The 23,070-nt window shown below is 58.9% G+C and carries 21 protein-coding genes; all 21 read left to right on the top strand.

Features of this window, described 5'->3' with window-relative positions:
- The first annotated feature begins 63 nt into the window (after positions 1-63).
- A complete protein-coding gene (locus tag AB4O36_RS18825) occupies positions 64-2,823 on the top strand; it encodes a glycosyltransferase family 2 protein (protein WP_460139997.1) in 2,760 nt (919 codons plus the stop codon).
- Positions 2,820-3,599: a class I SAM-dependent methyltransferase gene (locus AB4O36_RS18820; protein WP_460117169.1), complete on the top strand. Its 780-nt coding sequence runs from the start codon at positions 2,820-2,822 to the stop codon at positions 3,597-3,599. Before AB4O36_RS18825 ends, AB4O36_RS18820 begins: the two co-directional genes overlap by 4 nt.
- 295 nt (positions 3,600-3,894) lie before the next feature.
- A complete protein-coding gene (locus AB4O36_RS18815; protein ID WP_460117168.1) occupies positions 3,895-4,821 on the top strand; it encodes a ketoacyl-ACP synthase III in 927 nt (308 codons plus the stop codon).
- A 274-nt stretch (positions 4,822-5,095) separates the two neighbouring features.
- The gene (locus AB4O36_RS18810; RefSeq protein ID WP_460117167.1) at positions 5,096-5,944 is read left to right on the top strand and encodes a flagellin domain-containing protein; all 849 of its coding nucleotides are present in this window, start codon (positions 5,096-5,098) and stop codon (positions 5,942-5,944) included.
- 73 nt (positions 5,945-6,017) lie between these two features.
- Positions 6,018-6,383 (top strand): flagellar protein FlaG, encoded by a 366-nt coding sequence (locus AB4O36_RS18805; protein ID WP_460117166.1) that lies wholly within the window; start codon positions 6,018-6,020, stop codon positions 6,381-6,383.
- Positions 6,384-6,465: 82 nt separating this feature from the next.
- Positions 6,466-7,899, top strand: coding sequence for a flagellar filament capping protein FliD (fliD, locus tag AB4O36_RS18800; protein WP_460117165.1), 1,434 nt, complete (start codon positions 6,466-6,468; stop codon positions 7,897-7,899).
- A gap of 130 nt (positions 7,900-8,029) precedes the next feature.
- Entirely contained in the window at positions 8,030-8,425 is a 396-nt protein-coding gene (gene fliS / locus AB4O36_RS18795; RefSeq protein WP_460117164.1) for a flagellar export chaperone FliS, read from the top strand.
- Positions 8,426-8,435: 10 nt separating this feature from the next.
- Positions 8,436-8,732, top strand: coding sequence for a flagellar protein FliT (locus AB4O36_RS18790; RefSeq protein WP_460117163.1), 297 nt, complete (start codon positions 8,436-8,438; stop codon positions 8,730-8,732).
- A 172-nt stretch (positions 8,733-8,904) separates the two neighbouring features.
- Positions 8,905-10,380: a sigma-54 dependent transcriptional regulator gene (locus AB4O36_RS18785; RefSeq protein WP_460117162.1), complete on the top strand. Its 1,476-nt coding sequence runs from the start codon at positions 8,905-8,907 to the stop codon at positions 10,378-10,380.
- Between the two features lie 110 nt (positions 10,381-10,490).
- Positions 10,491-11,714, top strand: coding sequence for a sensor histidine kinase (locus tag AB4O36_RS18780; RefSeq protein ID WP_460139996.1), 1,224 nt, complete (start codon positions 10,491-10,493; stop codon positions 11,712-11,714).
- 5 nt (positions 11,715-11,719) lie between these two features.
- Positions 11,720-13,105 carry a sigma-54-dependent transcriptional regulator gene (locus tag AB4O36_RS18775; protein WP_460117160.1) on the top strand — a complete coding sequence of 462 codons (1,386 nt, stop codon included), beginning with the start codon at positions 11,720-11,722 and terminating at the stop codon, positions 13,103-13,105.
- 119 nt (positions 13,106-13,224) lie between these two features.
- On the top strand, positions 13,225-13,554 hold the full coding sequence (gene fliE, locus AB4O36_RS18770; RefSeq protein ID WP_460117159.1) for a flagellar hook-basal body complex protein FliE: 330 nt from the start codon (positions 13,225-13,227) through the stop codon (positions 13,552-13,554).
- Positions 13,555-13,569: 15 nt separating this feature from the next.
- The gene (gene fliF, locus AB4O36_RS18765) at positions 13,570-15,357 is read left to right on the top strand and encodes a flagellar basal-body MS-ring/collar protein FliF (protein WP_460117158.1); all 1,788 of its coding nucleotides are present in this window, start codon (positions 13,570-13,572) and stop codon (positions 15,355-15,357) included.
- Positions 15,350-16,369 carry a flagellar motor switch protein FliG gene (gene fliG, locus AB4O36_RS18760; protein ID WP_192302130.1) on the top strand — a complete coding sequence of 340 codons (1,020 nt, stop codon included), beginning with the start codon at positions 15,350-15,352 and terminating at the stop codon, positions 16,367-16,369. The genes fliF and fliG overlap by 8 nt, the downstream gene beginning before the upstream one ends.
- A 7-nt stretch (positions 16,370-16,376) precedes the next feature.
- Positions 16,377-17,171, top strand: a complete 795-nt coding sequence (gene fliH / locus AB4O36_RS18755) for a flagellar assembly protein FliH (RefSeq protein ID WP_460139995.1) — start codon at positions 16,377-16,379, stop codon at positions 17,169-17,171.
- Complete coding sequence (fliI, locus tag AB4O36_RS18750; protein WP_460117156.1) at positions 17,161-18,519, top strand: flagellar protein export ATPase FliI; 1,359 nt, start codon at positions 17,161-17,163, stop codon at positions 18,517-18,519. The genes fliH and fliI overlap by 11 nt, the downstream gene beginning before the upstream one ends.
- A gap of 6 nt (positions 18,520-18,525) precedes the next feature.
- Entirely contained in the window at positions 18,526-18,975 is a 450-nt protein-coding gene (gene fliJ / locus AB4O36_RS18745) for a flagellar export protein FliJ (RefSeq protein WP_460117155.1), read from the top strand.
- A 137-nt stretch (positions 18,976-19,112) separates the two neighbouring features.
- Positions 19,113-19,418 carry an STAS domain-containing protein gene (locus tag AB4O36_RS18740; protein WP_460117154.1) on the top strand — a complete coding sequence of 102 codons (306 nt, stop codon included), beginning with the start codon at positions 19,113-19,115 and terminating at the stop codon, positions 19,416-19,418.
- Positions 19,419-19,423: 5 nt separating this feature from the next.
- On the top strand, positions 19,424-21,130 hold the full coding sequence (locus AB4O36_RS18735; RefSeq protein ID WP_460117153.1) for an ATP-binding SpoIIE family protein phosphatase: 1,707 nt from the start codon (positions 19,424-19,426) through the stop codon (positions 21,128-21,130).
- 30 nt (positions 21,131-21,160) lie between these two features.
- A complete protein-coding gene (locus AB4O36_RS18730; protein WP_460117152.1) occupies positions 21,161-21,523 on the top strand; it encodes an Hpt domain-containing protein in 363 nt (120 codons plus the stop codon).
- A gap of 81 nt (positions 21,524-21,604) precedes the next feature.
- Positions 21,605-22,987: a flagellar hook-length control protein FliK gene (locus AB4O36_RS18725; RefSeq protein WP_460139994.1), complete on the top strand. Its 1,383-nt coding sequence runs from the start codon at positions 21,605-21,607 to the stop codon at positions 22,985-22,987.
- Positions 22,988-23,070 lie beyond the last annotated feature (83 nt).

Genomic DNA, 23,070 nt, shown 5'->3' with positions numbered 1-23,070 from the left:
CATCAAACTGCCAAAAGAACGTAATGCCGATGATCCGGCAACCCGCTCGTTATAGGAATTGATATGCAAAGCAACTTCTCGAATGGAACAACTGCTGCGTTGAACGAGCGGATGACTCTGGTGCTGCTGGCCCACGAACAACCGGGCGCCGTGCGTCGTGCGTTGCGCTACTACAGCACCTTGCCATGCGCCGTGTTGGTGGTCGACTCTTCTACAGAGCCCGATACCGGTCTGGCTGCGACTTTCTCCGGTATACAGTACCTGCACGCCCCCGTGCCGCGCTTGGAGCATTTCACCGTGACCGTGCGCAAGGTGATAGAGCGCATCTCGACGCCTTACATGGTTGTCGCTGAAGTCGAAAGCTTCCTGCTGCCTGAAGCCCTCGGCCAATCACTGGCGTTCCTTGAAGCCAATACTGACTATGGCACTTGCCAGGGTTATAGCCTGGCGTTCGAAGCCCATGCTGATCGTATCGATTTCTATCGCCGCGACCGAAAGGGTTGCGAGGACTACAACGACGATTCGGCTGAAGCCCGCTTGGTCGTGCTGGAAAACGAAGGCACGTCCCTCGCCAACGCCGTTACGCGTACTGATGTCCTGCGGCGCTGGTATGCGTCTATGGAACAGGGTTTCAACCCGAACGGACGCGGCAACGGTTATTCCAATGGGTTGGCAGCGGGCGCCAAAGTGCGCGTCTTGCCCATCCCTTATGCACTGCACGAGCGGCGCAGCATCACGTTTGGCGAAGTGACCGAGAAACTGTTCGAGTCGACCTGGAGTGCCCAGCTGGGTGGGCCGGTTCGTCGCTTCGAACCTACGCAATACGTCGAGTTGCCGTTCTATAACCAGGCGTTTTTTGAAGTGCTGAGTGAGCTGGAGTTTCTGCTGCACGCAGTGCCGACGAGCCGGATGCAACTTGAAGAGCTTGAGGCCGCGATGCTCAAGCAGAAAGAGTGGTCGCGCATTCACCGCAACACCAGCGCCGAACCGCTCAATGAGCGCTTGCTCAAGGCCTTCGAGCTGTACGCGTTCAATCAGGATGTGGTGCAGCAACTGGCTCGTTCGCTGCAAGCCGATGGCGACAAGGAGCAGGCACAAAAAGTGCTGGCGTGGGGCCAGCGCCTGGGGGCAGCGACGCTTGAAGACAATGGCAGGCTGTTCGATGCCACGCCGTCCGGTCAGCTGCTGCAGTGGCTGGAGGCGCGCGATCCGAGCGCAGCTCAGGTCAAGGACATATCCCGGCACCTTGCGCGTCATGCCGGTGGTCCGACGTTCGGCATTCTGTTGCTGGACCTGGAAGCCGATATTCACAAGCTGCAGGCGACCTTCGACAGCATCATGAATAGCTACTGCCGTGCGTTCAAGATCGTCGTCTTCACCACCGGTGATCTGCCGGCCGAAACCACGCTGAAAAATACGCTGCATTTCGTCAAGGTCAACGAAAGCAATTATGTCGACAAGATCAATCAAGTCGCCGAGCAGACTGACTGCGATTGGTTGATGTTGGCCGAAGCGGGTGATGAGTTGACGCCGAGCGGCCTGTACCAGGCGAGTTTGGAACTGCTGGGCGAGAAAGAGATTCGTGCCGTGGCCATGGATGAATTCCAGCGACAGGAGAACGGCACGTTGACCGGTGTCTTCCGTCCAGGCTTCAATCTCGATCTGTTGCAAAGTTACCCTGGCGTGATGGCTCGTCATTGGCTGATCCGCCGGGAAGTGATGGTTGAAGCCGGTGGATTTGCGCGCGAATTCAAAAAGGCGCTGGAATTCGACCTGCTGCTGCGTTTGATCGAACAAGGCGGGCTTGATGGCTTCGCGCACCTGGCTGAGCCCCTGTTGATTTGCACTGCACCGCAACTGGAGGCCAGCACGGATGAGCGCAGGACGCTGTTGCGTCACCTCGCCACCCGTGGCTACCAGGCCGATGTCGGCACACTGGTGCCGGGCACTCACAAAATCGACTACCGCTTCACCGAGCGCCCCATGGTCTCGGTTATCTTGCATGGCGTCAGCGATCTCGAGACTTTGCAACGCTGCATTCGCAGTATCCTGCAGCGCACTCGCTACCATCGTTACGAAGTGCTGCTGGCGGACGATTCGGCTTACTCGGCGGCTTTGGGCAACTGGCTGGACAGTCAGGGCCCGCACGCCAACCGGGTTCGTCTGTTCAGCGCTGAGACCGGCCTGTCAACGGCCAACCTGATCAACACCGCCAGCCAGCATGCTCAGGGTGAATACCTGGTGACCCTGGCAGCCGATGCACAGGTGGTCAATGTCAACTGGATCGAGTCCTTGCTCAATCAGGTGCTTCGTCCGGAAGTCGGCGTGGCCGGTGCCAAACTGCTCGACGACCAAGGTTTTGTCACGCAGGCGGGTCTGATCCTGGGTTTCAACGGTTTGGTGGGTTCACCGTTCGTTGGCGAGTCGAAGACTGCAAATGGCTACATGAATCGCCTGGCCTTGGAGCAAAACTGCTCGGCCGTTTCCTTTGCCTGCCTGATGATTTCCAAGCAGCTGTTCGAAGCGGCTGATGGCATCGATGTCGAGCAGTTCGGCGAAGCGTTCGGTGATATCGACTTGTGCCTGCGTGTCGGCCAGGCCGGCTATCTGACTGTTTGGACGCCTCACGTACAGGTCATCCAGTCGGGCGTGCTGGCGCAGTCCGAAGTGGCTCGCCAGGCGTTCGGCGAGAAGTGGGCAGCGGTGCTCGGGCATGATCGTTTCTACAACAGGAACCTGTCCGTTGAAGGTACCGGTTTCGCACTTGGGCCAGTTATCAGCGTTGACTGGTCTGAAGTCATGAAAGAGAAGGAGCAGGTATGAAAGTCTGCATTACCCACCGAGAAGCCTTTTATCACCTTCTCCGCGCAGTGTTTACCGCCTACGACAAACAGCCGCTGGTAGCTGAGCTGGGTGTACTGCGTGGTGAGAACGCGTTGAATCTATACAACGCGCTGAACCCCAGACACATGGTCCTGATCGATAGCTGGAGCCCCGCCGCCAACGACGCCTACAGCCCTTTTGATCAGTTGCCACCCTGGGTCGAGCCGGTCGAAAAATACGCTTACTACTACGGTGGCCCCATGTATGACATGGCCACTTACGACAAGCTGTATGAAGAGTGCCTGAACAGGTTCAGCGACAAGGACAACGTGACGCTGATCCGTTCCGAGACGATTGCCGCCATCGACGACATTCAGCCGAGAACCGGTATCGATAAATTCGACCTGGTCTACATCGATGCCAATCATCAGTATGAGTACATCCTGCGTGACTTGATGTACTACCAGAACCTGGTGGCCGACGATGGCTTCATCCTGCTGAACGATTGCTGCCACAGTGTGCAGGGCACCAAGCAGAACCTGGGTGTGCTTGAAGCGATGAGCAGCTTCATCAAGCGATCGGACTTCATCCCCCTGGCGGTCAGCAGTACCGACTGGTCCGACGTGATTCTGGTTAGGAAAAACTCGATCATGGTGCAGCTCGTCGACATCGCGCTGACCAACTCGGACATTCCGTTTGTCGAGATCCCTCACCAGCTCATGCCGGCGGCCCGGGTTGTCTATGGCCAGCGACGGGTCAACCTGAGCTTCGCCTGATTCACCCTGATACAAAGCCCCGTTCGGGGCTTTGTTCATTCTGCGACAGCAACCTCTGGCCCATGGTCCGAGGAGCACGCAAAGTCAGCCCTTTCCTGCAGCATTGTTTCGTTTCGCAGGTGAAATATTACATTCATGCGCTTAACGGCGTGACGCATAGGTCATAAAGTGCATCTTCACTGTATTGTGTTCCTGGGTGCGGGCGATCAGTCCGCCTCCGGAAATCAACCATTTTGATGCGCCCCTGAGCTTTTTCGGGGTGAACCTAGTCGCTGTTTATGATCGGGAAGCCATAATGATTGGCATAAAAAGCATAGCGAGTTACGTGCCGGTGGCCGGCGTGGATAACTACGCTCAGGGTGCCAAATTCGCCAAGGATGAAGAGTTCATCCTGGGCAAGATTGGTTCGGCGTTCCTGCCGCGCAAAGGCGCTGAGCAGGAAACCTCGGACCTGTGCGTTGAAGCCGTCAACGCACTGTTTGCCAACAATCCTGATCTGAAGCGTGAGTCCATCGACGCGCTGATCGTCGTCACCCAGAATGGTGATGAGGAAGGCCTGCCCCACACCGCCGCAATCGTTCAAGATAAACTCGGCTTGCCTACGCATGTGGCTGCGTTCGACATTTCCCTGGGGTGTTCGGGTTATGTCTACGGCATCTACGCCATGAAAGGCTTCATGGAAGCCGCTGGCTTGAAGAATGGTTTGCTGATCACCGCCGACCCTTACTCAAAAATCGTCGATCCGGAAGACCGCAATACCACCATGCTCTTCGGTGATGCCGCCACGGCTACCTGGATGGCGGACGACGCGTCCTGGCAGTTGGGGAAATCCAAGTTCGGCACCGACGGTTCTGGTGCACCACATCTGAAAGTCAGCGACGGTGTGTTCTTCATGAATGGTCGCCAGGTCTTCAACTTTGCGCTGTTGAAGGTGCCTGCGCACCTGCATGAGCTGCTTGACGAATCGGCCCTCCAAGCCAGCGACATCGACGCTTTCTGCATCCATCAGGGCAGTGCGGCCATTGTCGATGCCGTGGCGCGACGCTTTGAAGGCGAACCGGAGAAGTTCATCAAGGACATGGTCGAGACGGGTAACACGGTCTCTTCGAGCATTCCTTTACTGTTGGAAAAACACGTCCTGACGTCTGACTGGAGCCGCGTGGCCATCAGTGGATTCGGCGTGGGCCTGTCTTGGGGCTCTGCGATTCTCTATCGCGACTGATCATTCGAAGTTTTTTCATAGCGCTGCCGGCTTGCCGTCAGCGCTATTTTTTTGCCTGGATCTTTCTGTCGCGGCTTTTTTGGCGCCATTTTTTTATGCCGTACCAGTGGCAAGTCCTTGATTTACGGGGGATGGCAGTCTGCTAGTAATTTTTTTTAAAAAAGCCCTCAAGCAACCTGCCACGACGACGATAACTATTACGAAGGTTCTCTAGGCCATACCCGGCGGTTGCCAGGGCCGGAAGCCGCAGTACCCAACCAACGAGGAATTCGTCATGGCTTTAACAGTAAACACTAACGTTACATCGTTGAACGTTCAGAAAAACCTGAACAAGGCTTCCGATGCTCTGTCGACTTCGATGACCCGCCTGTCGTCCGGCCTGAAAATCAACAGCGCCAAAGACGACGCTGCTGGCCTGCAAATCGCTACCCGCATGACTTCGCAGATCCGTGGTCAGACCATGGCGATCAAGAACGCCAACGACGGTATCTCGATCGCTCAGACCGCTGAAGGCGCGATGCAGGAACAAACCAACATCCTGCAACGTATGCGTGAACTGGCTGTTCAATCCCGAAACGACAGCAACAGCTCCGACGACCGCGACGCTCTGAACAAAGAGTTCTCGCAGATGGCTGCCGAGCTGACCCGTATCGCCGGTTCGACCAACCTGAACGGCAAGAACCTGCTCGACGGTTCCGCCAGCACCATGACCTTCCAGGTGGGTTCCAACACTGGCAGCACCAACCAGATCACTCTGGACCTGACCGCCAAGTTCGACGCCGACAGCCTGGGTATCACCTCCGGTATCACCATTGCCGGTTCGGACAGCACTGTTGCCGAAACCAACTTCTCGGCAGCTGTTGGCGCGATCGACGACGCTCTGAAAACCATCAACTCCAGCCGTGCTGACCTCGGTGCTGCACAAAACCGTCTGACCAGCACCATCTCCAACCTGCAGAACATCAACGAAAACGCCAGTGCTGCACTGGGTCGCGTACAAGATACCGACTTCGCTGCTGAAACTGCACAGCTGACCAAGCAACAAACTCTGCAACAAGCTTCCACCTCGGTTCTGGCACAAGCCAACCAACTGCCATCCGCTGTACTGAAACTGCTTCAGTAATAGCCGGTGACTTTCGGCGGGGGAGTGCGCTTGTCGCGCTCTCTCGCTTTTTTGATTAAGTGAGGTGGTGGACATGGATATGAGCGTGAAGCTGAACTTGTCTTATCCTGCGGTCAAGCCGGCGACGTCTACTGCTGAAGCGGCTGCTGAAAAGCCTCAAGCCGATGTTGCAAAAGTGGCGTTGGTCAAGGATGAGTCCAAGGATGCAATGAGTGATCAGGACAAGCTTAAAACGGCTGTCCAGGAAATTGAAAAATTCGTTCAGTCGATAAAGCGTAACCTGGAGTTCTCGATTGACGAGCCTTCGGGCAAAGTTGTTGTTAAAGTCATTGCCAGTGATTCGGGTGAGGTGATCCGTCAGATCCCCAACGAAGAAGTCCTGAAGTTGGCTAATAGTTTGAATGACGCAAGCAGTCTGCTGTTCAGCGCCAAAGTCTGACAGCTGGCACGAAATTTGTTGCTATGTTCTTTTGGGCGTTGTAGTGGTCAAAAGACCGGCGAGACACTGAAGGGAGATCTACATGGCAAGTCCAATTCTACCGGGCACGGGTTTAGGTTCGGGCCTCGATACCGGTGCTATCGTCAAGGCACTGGTCAACGCTGACAAGGCGGCCAAGCAGGGTCAGATCGATCGTGGCACTACTACCAACACCGCGTCGATCTCCGGTGTCGGCACTCTGAAGTCTTTGCTCGCCACCTTCCAGGCGTCCATGAAGACTCTGGGCAACTCCACGGAGCCTCAATTCACCGGTTTCGTTGCCACGTCGGCCGATACCAAGGTGCTGACCGCGACCGCCAACAATTCGGCTGTCAGCGGCATCTACAAGATTCACGTCGACGCGCTCGCGACCGGTTCGAAAGTGGCCACGCAGGCATTTGCCTCAGGTCCCACTGCGTCCGTGAATAGCGGTGCTGCCGGTGTTCTGACCATCACGCAGGGTACGCCCGACGGTGCCGACAAGACCTACAACCTTGACGTGCCGGCCGGTTCGACACTTGAGTCGGTCGCCAAGGCGCTCAACAGCAAATATCAATTCAGCGGCCTGAGCGCCAGCGTCGTGACGGATAACTTCGGCTCCCGTCTTGTGGTGAGTTCGGCAAACACCGGCGCGGGCAGCGATATTTCGCTTAGCGGTGTTGCTGGCCTGGAGGTCGATGGCAAGGCAGTGATGTCCACTACGCCGCCGTCGGCCACTTCGTCGGGTGCGGTCGGTGCGGTGGCGCAAGACGCCAAGTTCACACTGGACGGAATGCCGATCACGAGCCACACCAACAAGCTGGACAAGACGCTGTCGGGTTTGTCGATGACATTGACAGGCACTGGTGACACTCAGGTTGTCATTGGTGCCAACACTGACGGTCTGAAGGCTTCGATCCAGAAATTTGTCGATGCCTACAACGCCGTGGCCAATGCGATCACCTCGCTGACCAAGCCTTCGCTCGATGATGACGGCAATCCGACCATTGCGGCCGCATTGACCGGTGACTCGATGCCGCGCTCCATCATGGCGGCAATGCGCGGGCCGTTGGCTGAGACCGGTAATGGCGACAAGCTGACCGTGCTCTCGCAGTTGGGTATCACCACCGACCAGAAGACCGGTGCGCTGAACTTCGATTCCAACAAGTTCAACGCTGCCATGACCGACAAAAAGCTTGGCGGCGAAGTGCAGACCCTCTTCACGGGTGACAACGGCCTGCTGGCTCGCATGGACAAGGCCCTCACGCCTTACACTGAGACCGGTGGCATTCTCGACACCCGCACCACGGCGTTGAACAAGACCAAGACCAAGCTGGCGAACGACCAGTTGGCCCTGGATCGCCGCATTGAGTCCCTGACCGCCGTACTGACCAAAAAGTACAACGACATGGATACGCTGGTGGGCAAGCTGAAGGCCACTGCCAGCAACATCACTTCGATGTTCGAAGCGATGAACGCCCAGCAGAAGAACAGCTAACTCGCCAATAACGCCAAAAGCCCGGCAGCGTCGTCAAGCGCTCCGGGCTTTTGTGTTTGGTCATTAAAGTTTTTTGACGCGTCGTCGATACGCTGTTTATACGAACCACCGTTTTTTGATGAGGTAAAACATGAATCCAATGTTAGCCCTTCGCCAATACCAGAAGATTGGCGCGCAGGCGCAGACTTCCGAAGCCAGTCCTCACCGTCTCGTGCAGATGCTGATGGAGGGTGGGCTCGACCGTATCGCCCAAGCCAAGGGCGCGCTGGAGCGCAAGGACATTCCCGCCAGGGGAATTTTGATCGGCAAGGCCATCGGCATCATCGGCGGTCTTCTCGAAGGCCTGGACTTGGAAAATCAGTCGGAGTCAGTCGGCGAGCTGGCCAACCTGTACGAGTACATGATGAAGCGCCTGACCGAAGCCAATGCCAAAGCCGACGCTAAGATCCTCGACGAAGTCGCTGACCTGCTGCGCACGGTCAAGGACGGTTGGGATGCCATCGGCACGCCGGCTCCGCAGTTTTAAGGAGATCACCATGAGTCTTGTATTGCAGCGAATCGAAGAAACCCGTGAAGGCCTGGTCGATGCCCTGGCCAACCGAAACTGGGAAGCCATTGGTGAATTGGACCTGGCTTGCCGTTCCTGCATGGAAGACGTCTTGAGTGAGGCTTCGGTGGACGAGACGGCGTTGCGCGATAACCTTGAGGTTCTGCTGGGGGTCTACAAGCAGCTACTCGAGGCGGCAACGGGGGAGAGGCAAGCGATTGTTGACGAGATGTCGCAGATCCACCAAGCGCAGAACGCGGCGAAGGTATACCATCTGTTTGGTTAATTGAGCTCAGTTAATCCAAGCGAGTGCGCCATAAATTTGACTGTGCACGGTTTTTTGACTTAACTAGTGGCTGGTTGCAGATATCAGGCGTCTACAGGCATAACGTGTCTGCAAGCGTCGAGCTTGCCCCGCATTTTTCGGGCATTGAGTTGACTAGGGAAGTTGCTATTGCATGTGGCGTGAAACCAAAATTCTGCTGATCGATGACGATAGCGTCCGCCGCCGCGATATGGCGGTGATCTTAAATTTTCTCGGCGAAGAAAATTTACCCTGCGGTAGCCATGACTGGCAGCAGGCTGTCGGCTCTTTGTCATCAAGTCGTGAAGTGATCTGTGTCCTCATTGGCACGGTCAACGCCCCGGGCGCACTTCCGGGCTTGTTAAAGACACTCTCAACCTGGGATGAGTTCCTTCCAATTTTGTTGATGGGCGATAATTCTTCCATCGACCTGCCGGAAGACCAGCGTCGCCGAGTGCTTTCGACCCTTGAAATGCCGCCCAGCTACAGCAAATTGCTCGATTCACTGCACCGTGCGCAGGTCTATCGCGAGATGTACGACCAGGCCCGTGAGCGCGGTCGTCAACGCGAACCCAATCTTTTCCGCAGCCTCGTCGGCACCAGCCGGGCGATTCAACATGTCCGCCAAATGATGCAGCAGGTTGCCGACACCGACGCCAGCGTGCTGATTCTCGGCGAGTCCGGCACGGGCAAGGAAGTTGTCGCACGCAACCTCCACTACCATTCGAAGCGTCGTGAAGCGCCTTTCGTGCCCGTCAACTGCGGGGCGATCCCGGCCGAGTTGCTGGAAAGCGAATTGTTCGGTCATGAGAAGGGCGCCTTCACCGGCGCCATCACCAGCCGCGCCGGGCGTTTTGAACTGGCCAATGGCGGCACGCTGTTCCTCGATGAAATCGGCGACATGCCGCTGCCGATGCAGGTCAAGCTGCTTCGCGTTTTGCAGGAGCGCACCTTCGAGCGCGTGGGCAGCAACAAGACCCAGAGCGTCGACGTACGTATCATCGCGGCGACCCACAAGAATCTGGAAAGCATGATCGAGGTCGGCTCCTTCCGCGAAGACCTCTACTATCGCCTGAACGTGTTCCCGATCGAGATGGCACCGCTGCGTGAGCGTGTTGAAGACATCCCGCTGCTCATGAACGAGTTGATCTCGCGGATGGAGCACGAGAAGCGCGGTTCGATCCGTTTCAATTCTGCGGCGATCATGTCGCTGTGTCGTCACGGCTGGCCGGGCAACGTCCGAGAGTTGGCCAACCTGGTGGAACGCATGGCGATCATGCACCCGTATGGGGTGATCGGCGTGGTCGAGTTGCCGAAGAAATTCCGCTACGTCGACGATGAAGACGAGCAATTGGTCGACAGCCTGCGCAGCGACCTGGAAGAGCGTGTGGCGATCAATGGCCATACCCCGGACTTCGCTGCCGGCGCCATGCTGCCGCCGGAAGGCCTCGACCTCAAGGACTACCTCGGAGGTCTGGAGCAGGGCCTGATTCAGCAGGCGCTGGACGACGCAAACGGTATCGTCGCACGTGCTGCCGAGCGCCTGCGCATTCGTCGAACCACGCTGGTCGAGAAGATGCGCAAGTACGGCATGAGCCGCCGTGAAGGTGATGAACAGGCGGATGATTGACGCCCGTTTTTCAAGTCATTCATTTTAAAGCGGTTTTTTTTAGGCACGGGTATTGCTAAGTCCCTCGCAACGTTCCGTTTCACTGACGGTCAGCCAAGCGAGAGAGCACGATGCCCCAAGCCGCCCAGATGTCTCCTGTCCCTGACGCTTCGGGGCACCCGTCCTCCGTAGAGCAGGCCAGTCGTCAAGGCCTTGAGCAGGCATTTGCGCTGTTCAGCCAGATGTCCAGCCAACTGACCGACTCCTACAGTCTGCTGGAAGCCCGGGTCACCGAACTCAAGGGTGAGCTGGCAGTGGTCAGTGCCCAGCGTATGCAGGAGCTGGCGGAAAAGGAACGCCTGGCCAATCGTCTGCAAAACCTCCTCGACCTCCTGCCCGGTGGCGTGATCGTCATTGACGCGCAAGGCATCGTGCGCGAAGCCAATCCCGCCGCTTGTGAATTACTCGGCTTGCCCCTGGAAGGTGAGTTGTGGCGCCACGTCATTGCCCGTTGCTTTGCCCCACGCGAAGACGACGGTCATGAAATTTCTCTGAAGGACGGTCGACGCCTGTCGATCGCGACCCGCTCGCTGGATGCCGAGCCGGGCCAGTTGGTGCTGCTCAATGACCTGACTGAAACCCGTCATCTGCAAGGTCAGTTGGCCCGCCACGAGCGCCTTTCGTCCCTCGGTCGGATGGTCGCGTCGCTTGCCCACCAGATTCGCACGCCGTTGTCTGCCGCACTGCTCTACGCCAGTCATCTCACCGAGCAAGAGTTGCCGGCCGCCACGCAGCAGCGTTTCGCCGGGCGCCTGAAGGAACGACTGCATGAACTTGAGCATCAAGTGCGCGACATGCTGGTGTTTGCGCGCGGCGAACTGCCGCTGACCGATCGTGTCACGCCGAAGGTGTTGATGCAGTCACTTCAGTCGGCAGCTTCGGCGCATGTCCAGGGCCTCGCGATTCGCTGGCAGTGCGACAGCCATGTGGGGGAGTTGCTGTGCAATCGCGACACCCTGGTCGGTGCGCTGCTGAATCTGATCGAGAACGCCGTCCAGGCCAGTGCTGGCGATGTACGCCTCAAAGTCCATCTCTATGCCCGCGACAACACTTTGCGGGTGTCAGTCAGCGACAGTGGCAGCGGCATCGATGCCCAGGTGCTGGCACGTCTGGGCGAACCTTTTTTTACCACTAAGGCGACCGGAACGGGCCTGGGCCTGACTGTGGTCAAGGCGGTGGCCCGTGCACATCAGGGAGAGTTGCACCTGCGCTCGCGACCCGGTCGGGGCACTTGTGCGCAGGTTGTCCTGCCACTTTTTTCCGGTGAAAGGCTCAGCGCTCTGGGAGCGGAGTGAAGGATATGGCTATCAAGGTTTTACTGGTCGAGGACGACCGCGCATTGCGCGAAGCGTTGGCCGATACATTGTTGCTGGCCGGACATGACTTCAAGGCAGTCGGTTCGGCTGAAGAAGCCCTGGATGCTGTAGGAGGAGAAGCCTTCAGCCTGGTGCTTAGCGACGTGAACATGCCGGGCATGGATGGGCACCAGTTGCTGGGCATGCTTCGAACGCGCCAGCCGCAATTACCGGTGTTGCTGATGACCGCGCACGGCGCGGTGGAGCGTGCGGTGGATGCTATGCGCCAGGGGGCGGTGGATTATCTGGTCAAGCCGTTTGAGCCCAAGGCATTGCTGGATCTGGTCAGTCGTCATGCCTTGGGTAATGTCGGGGCGGGTGATAGCGAAGGCCCGATCGCCGTTGAGCCGGCCAGTGCACAATTGCTCGAACTGGCCGCGAGGGTGGCACGCAGTGATTCCACGGTGTTGATTTCCGGCGAGTCCGGCACCGGCAAGGAAGTGTTGGCGCGCTACATTCATCAGCACTCCCATCGAGGGAGCCAGCCGTTCATTGCGATCAACTGTGCGGCGATCCCTGACAACATGCTCGAGGCGACGCTGTTCGGTCACGAAAAGGGATCGTTTACCGGCGCCATCGCGGCGCAGGCCGGCAAGTTCGAGCAGGCAGACGGCGGGACCATCCTGCTCGACGAGATTTCGGAAATGCCCCTGGGGCTCCAGGCCAAGTTGCTGCGCGTGTTGCAGGAGCGAGAAGTCGAGCGAGTGGGGGCGCGCAAGCCCATCACGCTGGACATTCGTGTAGTGGCGACCACCAACCGCGATCTGGCCGGGGAAGTCGCGGCAGGGCGGTTCCGTGAAGATCTCTATTATCGTCTTTCGGTATTTCCGCTGGCCTGGCGTCCGCTCCGTGAGCGTACCGCCGATATCCTGCCGTTGGCCGAGCGTCTTCTGGTCAAGCACGTCAATAAAATGAAGCACGCTGCTGCAAGACTGTCGCCTGAGGCCCGGGCGTGTCTGGTGGGGTACCCGTGGCCGGGTAACGTGCGCGAGTTGGATAACGCGATACAGCGTGCATTGATTCTGCAGCAAGGTGGGTTGATCCAGCCCCAGGATTTCTGTCTTGCCGGGCCTGTCGCCTGTGCACCGTTGTCGGCCGCAGCGCCATCGCCGGTGCGTGCGGTGGAGGTCGATGCAGAGTCGGCGGGGGCGCTGGAGGATGATCTGCGCCGTCGAGAGTTCCAGATGATCATCGACACGCTGCGCGCCGAGCGCGGGCGCCGCAAGGAGGCTGCCGAGCGTTTGGGTATCAGCCCTCGCACCCTGCGGTACAAGCTGGCGCAGATGCGGGACGCCGGGATGGATGTCGAGGCCTATCTGTTCGCCAGTTGAGAATTGCCGTCGGGTAGGGGATTTGTTGAAGTTCCCCCGGAGCTGGCACCCTTGTTGCTAACACCTTGGTATCGCTGAGCGAGTGTCAAAAAAACGCGTGCCGCCATTGAGAGTAGAACATGAGCCAAGGTATTGAATTTAATCGATTGATGCTGGATATGCGCGCCATGCAAATGGACGCCATGTCTGCGCAGAAATCGACTGCCGCCGTCCCTGAAATGAGTGGCAGCAGTTTTTCCGACATGCTCGGTCAGGCCGTCAATAAAGTGAACGATACCCAACAGGCCTCCAGCCAGTTGGCCACGGCTTTTGAAATCGGCAAGAGCGGCGTCGATTTGACGGACGTGATGATCGCCTCGCAAAAGGCCAGCGTGTCTTTCCAAGCCTTGACCCAAGTGCGTAACAAGCTGGTTCAAGCCTATCAAGACATCATGCAGATGCCGGTTTAAGGACGAGATTGAGTCATGGCAGAAGCAGTCGCCGATAACGTTCCGGCCAAGGCCACTCCGATAGACGGCAAACCGCCGCTGTTCGGCTTGTCCTTCCTGGAAAACCTCTCCGAGATGACCATGTTGCGTCAGGTGGGCCTGTTGGTCGGCCTGGCTGCGAGCGTGGCGATTGGCTTCGCCGTGGTGTTGTGGTCCCAGCAGCCGGATTATCGGCCTCTGTACGGCAGCCTTGCCGGTATGGATGCCAAGCAGGTCATGGACACCCTGGCGGCCGCCGACATTCCCTACACCGTGGAGCCGAACTCCGGTGCCTTGCTGGTCAAGGCCGATGACGTTTCGCGTGCACGTTTGAAACTCGCGGCTGCGGGTGTCACCACCGGCGACGGTAACATCGGCTTCGAGATTCTCGACAAGGAACAGGGCCTTGGCACCAGTCAGTTCATGGAAGCGACCCGTTATCGTCGCGGCCTGGAAGGTGAGCTGGCGCGGACCATCTCCAGCCTGAACAACGTCAAGGGTGCCCGTGTGCACCTGGCGATCCCGAAAAGTTCGGTGTTCGTGCGCGATGAGCGCAAGCCCAGTGCTTCGGTTCTGGTCGAACTGTATTCGGGCCGCTCACTGGAGCCTGGTCAGGTCCTGGCCATCGTCAATCTGGTGGCGACCAGCGTTCCTGAGTTGAGCAAGTCGCAGATCACGGTGGTCGACCAGAAAGGCAACCTGCTCTCGGATCAGGCGGAAAACTCCGAGCTGACCATGGCCGGCAAGCAATTCGATTACAGTCGCCGGATGGAAAGCATGCTGACCCAGCGTGTGCACAACATCCTGCAACCGGTCCTGGGTAACGATCGTTACAAGGCCGAAGTGTCGGCCGACGTGGACTTCAGTGCTGTCGAATCCACTTCCGAGCAATTCAACCCCGACCAGCCGGCGCTTCGCAGCGAGCAGTCGGTCAACGAACAACGCACCGCCAGCAATGGCCCACAAGGTGTGCCGGGTGCCCTGAGCAACCAGCCACCGGCACCGGCTTCCGCGCCTCAGACCACGGGCGGGGCGACTGCCCAGGCGGGCATGGTGCAGCCAGGTCAGCCTTTGCTGGACGCCAACGGTCAGCAAATCATGGATCCTGCGACCGGTCAGCCAATGCTGGCGCCGTACCCGGCGGACAAGCGTCAACAGTCGACCAAGAACTTCGAGCTCGACCGTTCCATCAGCCATACCAAGCAGCAACAGGGCCGCTTGAATCGCCTCTCGGTGTCGGTGGTCGTGGACGATCAGGTCAAGGTCAACGCGGCCAACGGCGAAACCACCCGTGCGCCGTGGACCGCCGACGAATTGGCGCGCTTCACCCGTCTGGTCCAGGATGCCGTCGGCTTCGATGCCAGTCGTGGTGACAGCGTCAGCGTGATCAACATGCCGTTTTCGGCTGATCGCGGTGAAGTGGTCGCCGATATTCCTTTCTACTCTCAGCCTTGGTTCTGGGACATCGTCAAACAGGTGCTGGGTGTGTTGTTCATCCTGGTGCTGGTGTTCGGCGTACTGCGCCCGGTGCTCAACAACATCACCGGTGGTGGCAAGGGCAAGCAACTGGCCGGCATCGGCAGCGACGTGGAACTCGGCGGCATGGGCGGCCTGGATGGCGAACTGGGCAACGATCGCGTCAGCCTCGGCGGCCCGACCAGTATCCTGCTGCCGAGCCCGAGCGAAGGCTATGACGCACAATTGAACGCAATCAAGAGTTTGGTGGCAGAAGACCCGGGCCGTGTGGCCCAGGTCGTGAAAGAGTGGATTAACGCAGATGAGTGATAACCGAGCCGTTGCCGCCAAACTGACCCGGGTCGACAAAGCCGCGATTCTGCTGCTGTCCCTGGGCTCTACCGACGCTGCCCAAGTATTGCGCCATATGGGCCCCAAAGAAGTTCAGCGCGTTGGTGTGGCCATGGCGCAGATGGGGAACGTGCATCGCGAGCAGGTCGAGCAGGTCATGAGCGAATTCGTCGACATCGTCGGCGACCAGACCAGCCTGGGCGTCGGTTCCGACGACTACGTGCGCAAAATGCTCACCCAGGCCCTGGGTGAAGACAAGGCCAACGGCCTGATTGACCGCATCCTGCTGGGCGGCAACACCAGTGGTCTCGACAGCCTGAAGTGGATGGAGCCGCGCGCCGTCGCCGACGTGATCCGTTACGAGCACCCGCAGATCCAGGCGATCGTGGTGGCGTACCTCGACCCGGACCAGGCCGGTGAAGTGCTGGGTAACTTCGATCACAAGGTGCGTCTGGACATCATTCTGCGAGTTTCCTCGCTCAATACCGTGCAGCCGGCCGCCTTGAAGGAACTCAACCAGATTCTCGAGAAACAGTTCTCCGGCAACTCGAATGCCTCGCGCACCACCCTGGGTGGCATCAAGCGCGCGGCGGATATCATGAACTTCCTCGACAGCTCGATCGAAGGCCAGCTCATGGACTCGATCCGCGAAGTCGACGAAGACCTGTCCGGTCAGATCGAAGACCTCATGTTTGTATTCAACAACCTGGCCGATGTCGATGACCGCGGTATTCAGGCGTTGCTGCGCGAGGTGTCTTCCGACGTACTGGTCCTGGCCCTCAAGGGCTCGGACGAAGGCGTCAAGGAAAAGATCTTCAAGAACATGTCCAAGCGTGCTGCCGAACTGCTGCGCGACGACCTGGAGGCCAAGGGCCCGGTGCGCGTCAGCGACGTGGAAACTGCACAGAAGGAAATCCTCACCATTGCTCGCCGTATGGCCGAAGCCGGAGAAATCGTTCTCGGCGGGAAGGGCGGCGAAGAGATGATCTAAGTTCACTATGTCGTCCAAACATGATGAGTCCAACACCGACCTGATCCGTGCCAAGGATGTCGGTGGTTTTGATGTCTGGTCGTTGCCCAGTTTCGACCCGCATGTACCGGAGCCGGAACCCGAGCCGGAGCCAGAACCGCCCGAAGTCGAGGAGGTGCCGCTGGAAGAAGTCCAGCCACTGACGCTCGAGGAGCTCGAAGCCATTCGCCAAGAGGCTTACAACGAAGGCTTTGCGACTGGCGAAAAAGAGGGTTTTCACAGCACCACGCTCAAGGTCCGTCAGGAGGCCGAGGCGGCCCTGACGCCGAAGATCGCGGCGCTGGAACAACTGATGGTCAATTTGTTCGAGCCGATTGCCGAACAGGACACGCAGATCGAAAAGTCCCTGGTCGACCTCGTGCAGCACATCGCCCGTCAGGTGATTCAGCGCGAACTGGCCATAGACTCCACGCAGATCGAACACGTCATGCGTGATGCCCTCAAGCTGTTGCCCCTGGGCGTGAACAATGTGCGGCTGTACATCAATCCGCAGGACTTCGAACAGGTTAAGGCCCTGCGCGAGCGCCATGAGGAAACCTGGCGCATCGTCGAGGACGAAGCCTTGCTGCCGGGCGGTTGCCGCGTCGAGACCGAGCACAGCCGTATCGATGCCACCATCGAAACCCGCGTTGCCAGGGTCATGGACAAACTGTTCGATCAGTTGCATGACCAAGCCTTGCATCCCGCAGCGCCGGATCTGAGCCTGGAGTTGCCGATCACGCCAGCGCCTGAACCTGGACCGGAAGAACCCGATGCGCCTTGACCGTACCAGCTTCGCCAAGCGCCTGGGCAGTTACGCCGAGGCCACGGAGCTGGCTGGCGCGCCAATTCTTGAAGGCCGTCTACTTCGCATGGTCGGGCTGACCCTCGAAGCCGAGGGCTTGCGCGCCGCCATGGGCAGCCGCTGCATGGTCATCAACGATGACAGTTATCATCCGGTGCAGGTTGAAGCCGAGGTCATGGGCTTCTCCGGCAGCAAGGTCTTCCTGATGCCCGTCGGCAGCGTAGCCGGCATTGCACCCGGCGCACGCGTGGTACCGCTGGCGGATACCGGTCGTCTACCGATGGGTATGAGCATGCTGGGGCGGGTGCTCGACGGCGCCGGCCGTGCGCTGGACGGCAAGGGCGGCATGAAGGCCGAAGACTGGGTGCCGATGGACGGCCCGACGATCAACCCGCTCAAGCGTCATCCGATCAGCGAACCGCTGGACGTGGGCATTCGTTCCATCAACGGTTTGTTGACCGTCGGTCGCGGCCAGCGTCTCGGTCTGTTCGCCGGTACGGGCGTGGGCAAGAGTGTGCTGCTGGGCATGATGACGCGCTTCACCGAGGCCGACATCATTGTCGTCGGGTTGATCGGTGAGCGGGGTCGTGAGGTCAAGGAGTTCATCGAGCACATTCTCGGTGAAGAAGGCCTCAAGCGCTCGGTAGTGGTGGCGTCTCCGGCGGACGATGCGCCGCTGATGCGCATGCGTGCAGCCATGTATTGCACGCGGATCGCCGAATACTTTCGTGACAAGGGCAAGAATGTCCTGTTGCTCATGGACTCGCTGACCCGTTTCGCCCAGGCCCAGCGGGAAATTGCCCTGGCCATCGGCGAACCGCCCGCGACCAAGGGTTACCCACCCTCGGTGTTCGCCAAATTGCCCAAACTGGTGGAGCGCGCCGGTAATGCCGAGAAGGGTGGTGGCTCGATCACTGCGTTCTACACGGTATTGTCCGAAGGCGATGACCAGCAGGACCCGATCGCCGACTCGGCGCGGGGCGTGCTCGACGGCCACATCGTCCTGTCCCGGCGCTTGGCGGAGGAAGGGCATTACCCGGCCATCGATATCGAAGCGTCCATCAGCCGGGTGATGCCGTCGGTGGTGTCGCCGGAACACATGACCCGCGCGCAGTATTTCAAGCAACTGTGGTCGCGTTATCAGCAAAGTCGCGACCTGATCAGCGTCGGCGCCTACGTCGCCGGTGGTGACCGGGAAACCGACCTGGCGATTTCCCTGCAGCCACAATTGGTCAAATACCTGCGCCAAGGGCTGAACGACAGCATCAGCCTGGGTGAGAGCGAAGCCTACCTCGGCTCGATCTTCGCGCCTGCGGCGGGCGGTTAATCGGTCATGGCACAGAGTCGGGCTGGGCGCCTGGCGCCCGTGGTCGAAATGGCCGAGAAAGAGGAGAAAACGGCCGTCCAGCGTCTGGGGCATTTTCAAGGCCAGGTGCGTTTGGCCGAGAGCAAGCTCGCTGACCTCGAGGCCTTCCGTCTCGATTATCAGGAGCAATGGATCATTCGTGGCAGCAGTGGTGTTTCGGGCCAATGGTTGCTCGGTTATCAGGGCTTTCTGGCGCAACTGGGCGTGGCGATTGACCAGCAGCGCCAAAGCCTGGCCTGGCATCAGAACAATCTGAACAAGGCTCGGGAAACCTGGCAACAGGCCTACGCCCGGGTCGAGGGCTTGCGCAAGCTGGTGCAGCGCTACGCCGATGAAGCCCGGCAACTGGAAGACAAGCGCGAGCAGAAACTGTTGGATGAGTTGTCCCAGCGGTTGCCGCGAGAGCATCCTTACTGAGTCACGTTTTTATCCTGTAGGAACGGGCTCCCCCACCAAGGCGTCCTTGATAACACCAAGACTCAGCCCTTGCCCCCACCTGCACCAAGTGCTAAACCTTGTACAACATTGTTCAATAATGACAAGGAAGCCGTCCAATGTCAGTCGTTACTGAAGTCTCTCCCGATGGGCAAAAACTGACGATATCGATCAAGGGACGATTCGATTTCGCCAAGCATCAGGCGTTTCGCGAGTCCTACGAGCACTTGCATCCAAAGCCCGACTTTTTTGAAGTGAACCTGAAAGACGCCACCTACCTCGACAGTTCGGCGCTTGGCATGCTGTTGTTGCTGCGCGATCACGCGGGTGGCGAGAATGCCGAAATCAGGTTGACCCACGCCAATACGGATGTGCGCAAAATTCTCGCCATCTCCAATTTCGAACAGATCTTCGACGTGGTGTGAGTGTCGTGCAGCCGATGTTCGAAACGTTGACGATACTGATCGCCGAAGACAGCGCGGCCGATCGCATGTTGTTGTCCAGCATTGTCCGCCGTCAGGGCCACGAAGTGCTGACGGCGTCGAACGGCGCGCAAGCAGTCGAAGCATTTCGTCAGCAGCGACCACAACTGGTGTTGATGGATGCGATGATGCCAGTCATGGATGGCTTTGAAGCTGCGCGGCAGATCAAGGCCCTGGCCGGGGAGACCCTCGTACCGATCATTTTCCTGACGTCGCTCAGCGAAAGCGAGGCCTTGGCTCGCTGCCTGGAGGCTGGGGGTGACGACTTTCTGGCAAAACCCTACAACCAGGTGATCCTCGCCGCCAAAATCAAGGCGATGGACCGCTTGCGCCGGTTGCAGGCGACGGTACTGGAGCAGCGCGACCAGATCGCCAGGCACCACGATTACCTGCTCAACGAGCAACGTGTGGCCAAGGCAGTGTTCGACAAGGTCGCTCATTCCGGTTGTCTGAACGCCCCCAACATCCGCTATCTGCAATCGCCCTATGCATTGTTCAACGGCGACTTGCTGTTGGCAGCGTTCACCCCGGCCGGCGACATGCATGTATTGCTGGGAGATTTTACTGGCCATGGTTTGCCCGCTGCCGTCGGGGCCATGCCTTTGGCGGAAGTTTTCTATGGGATGACTGCCAAGGGCTATGGTCTGGCGGAAACCCTGCGGGAAATGAATGCCAAGCTCAAGCGCATACTGCCGGTCGACATGTTCTGTTGTGCGACGCTGCTGAACCTGAGTTTTCAGCGGGGCTCGGTGGAAGTGTGGAATGGCGGGATGCCAGACGGTTACCTGCACAGCGTTGCCAGCAACGAGCGCACGCCGCTGAAGTCTCGATATCTGCCGCTTGGCGTACTGAGTCCGCACGCCTTTGATGACCGGACCGAGGTGTACCCGATGGCCGTGGGTGACCGAGTCTTCCTGTTGTCCGACGGGGTCATCGATACCTGTGACGCCAACGAACACCTGTTTGGGGTCGAGCGTTTGCAGCAAGTGTTTGCCGCCAACTGCGATCCGCAACGCCTGTTCGAAGAGATCGAACAGGCGTTGCGGGATTTTCGCGGTGAGGCTCGCGATGACGTGAGCATGGTCGAAGTGAGTCTGTTGCAAGCGGCTCAACTGACACTGCCGGCACCCGTTTATTCAGACAGTGGCCAGTCCTGTCCGTTGGATTGGTCGGTGAGTTTCGAGTTTCGTGCCGCTACCCTCAAGCGCTTTAATCCGTTGCCGTACCTGCTGCAATTGCTGCTGGAGGTTCACGGTTTGCGCGGCCAGAGCGGAGCGCTCTACAGCGTGCTCGCGGAGTTGTACTCCAATGCCCTGGAGCACGGCGTGCTGGGGCTTGACTCAAGTCTCAAGCGCGACGCCTGCGGATTTGCCCGCTATTACCAAGAGCGCAATGTGCGTCTGGAAGCGTTGCAGGAAGGTTATGTTCGGGTGCATTTGCAGGTGGTGCCAAAGGAGGAGGGTGGCCGTCTGACCGTTCGGGTCGAGGACAGTGGCAAGGGGTTTGATGTGGAGCGAGTCATGGCTCGTCCGGTTGACGGTATCCGTTTGTCGGGTCGTGGCGTCAGTTTGATCCGCCAGTTAGGGCGTAATGCCAACTGGTCCGACGATGGTCGTACCGCCTGCGTGGAGTTTTTCTGGGACGCTCTGGCATAATCCACGCATTCTTGATCAAGGAGTGAACAAGTGGCTGACAAACACCTGAATCGCGACGTCCTCAGCTCGTTGCAAGAGGTCATGGGCGAAGAGTATCCAACGTTGCTCGATACGTTCCTGGCCGATTCCGAAGTACGCCTGAGCCAGTTGCACGAGACTGGTGATGCCGAAGCACTCGGCGCCACTGCGCACAGTTTCAAAGGCAGTTGCAGCAATATGGGCGCGACCCGTCTGGCACAGCTGTGCCATGAACTTGAACAGCGCAGCAAACAGAAGCCCCTGCAAGGCATCGAGAGACTGGTCGGCGAGATCAATGGTGAATTTGCCGTTATTCGCCCTCTCTATGAGGCGGAGCGCAGACGCTCCCTCAATTCGACCGTTCAGCGTTTTTAAATCGGGTTTGTCAAAACTGGCTCAACCTTTGCAGCATTCTGGGGACTGTACCTACGATTCCAGTGCAGCGGAGACCGTTTCATGCCCGTTACCCCCAATATTCTTCTTCAAGCCACTGCGCAGGCCAAGACTCAGGCCGCTTCCGCCAATTCATCGGCGCTGACCGCAGAGACCGGGGACAAGGCGTCCAGCTTCGCTCAGGTCTACGCCAATCAGTCTCAGAACAAGTCCTTCGCTGCGGTTGATGTCCCGGCGAAACCGCTTCGGGACAAGGTCCCGGAAAAGACCGCAGACACCGCCAGCAAAAAGGATGTCGCCGACAAGAAGTCTGCCGCCCCGGAACCGACGGTTGCCGATAGCGGCAAATCCTTGCCCGCCGACAAACCGGCGGCTAACGGCGACACGGCTGCCAGTGATGACGTGACGAATGCGGCTCCTGCGGCCGAGGCCCCAGTCGCTGACGCCGCGCCGGCTGATCCGACCCTCGATCCTGCCTTGTTGCAGGTAGCGTTGCCGGTGGTCACCGAGCCAGCGCCACAAGCAGCACCGGTGGTGGTCACGGTGCAGCCTCAGGTTGAAGCGCCTGTCGCTGCCGCGGTGGTGACTGCGCAGCAGCCTGCGGTCGCGGCTGAAAGTGATTTCGATCCAGAGGCAGACCCGCTCGACGCATTGCCAGCAGTGCGCATGGCCATGGAGCAGGGTGGCCATATTTCCGCCGCCAGTCAGGCACAGCCCAAGGCTGCACCGACGTCCGCCCAAGCGCAGTCGGACGGTGAGCCGACCTCGGCGCAGAACTTTGCCGCCGGTATGGCGAGCATGCTCGACGTGCAGGCTGACAAGGACAGCACCAGCCAGGGTGGGGAGAAGGCGTTCAGCGGTCTGATCAGTGACGGGCTCAAGGACTTGAAGTCCGCCACCAGTGATACCCGCGTCGACGATTTCGCCAACCGTCTGGCGGCGCTGACCCAGGCTGCTACGCCGAAAACCGCCAACGCGTTGCCGGTGAATCAGCCGATTGCCATGCACCAGAACGGCTGGACCGAGGAAGTCGTGAACCGGGTCATGTACCTGTCTAGCGCCAATCTCAAGGCGGCCGACATCCAGTTGCAACCCGCCGAGCTGGGGCGGCTCGATATCCGCGTCAACATGGTTCCGGATCAGCAAACACAGGTGACGTTCATGAGCGCTCATCCAAGCGTTCGCGAAGCGCTGGACGGCCAGATGCACCGCCTGCGCGATATGTTTGCGCAGCAGGGCATGGGCCAGGTTGATGTCAACGTCTCTGACCAGTCCCGAGGTTCGCAGCAGGGGCAGGAGCAGGCTCAACAAAGCCAGAGCGGGCGCGCGACGTCCAATGGTGGGCGAATTGATGCGTCGGAAGACGAGCTTGCAACCGGCATCGCCGAAGCCGCCGCAACGGCGACCCATGTGATTGGCACCAGTGCGGTCGATTATTACGCCTGATCCCTAGTGATCCCCGAGTAGGAGCGAGCTTGTCGAGGCGTCGAACCGTCGCGACAAGCTCGCTCCTACAGTTGTTTGTGCTA

Source organism: Pseudomonas sp. S2_E01 (assembly GCF_054668365.1).
The sequence above is the reverse complement of the archived record's forward strand: the minus strand, read 5'-3'. Positions and strand labels throughout refer to the sequence as shown.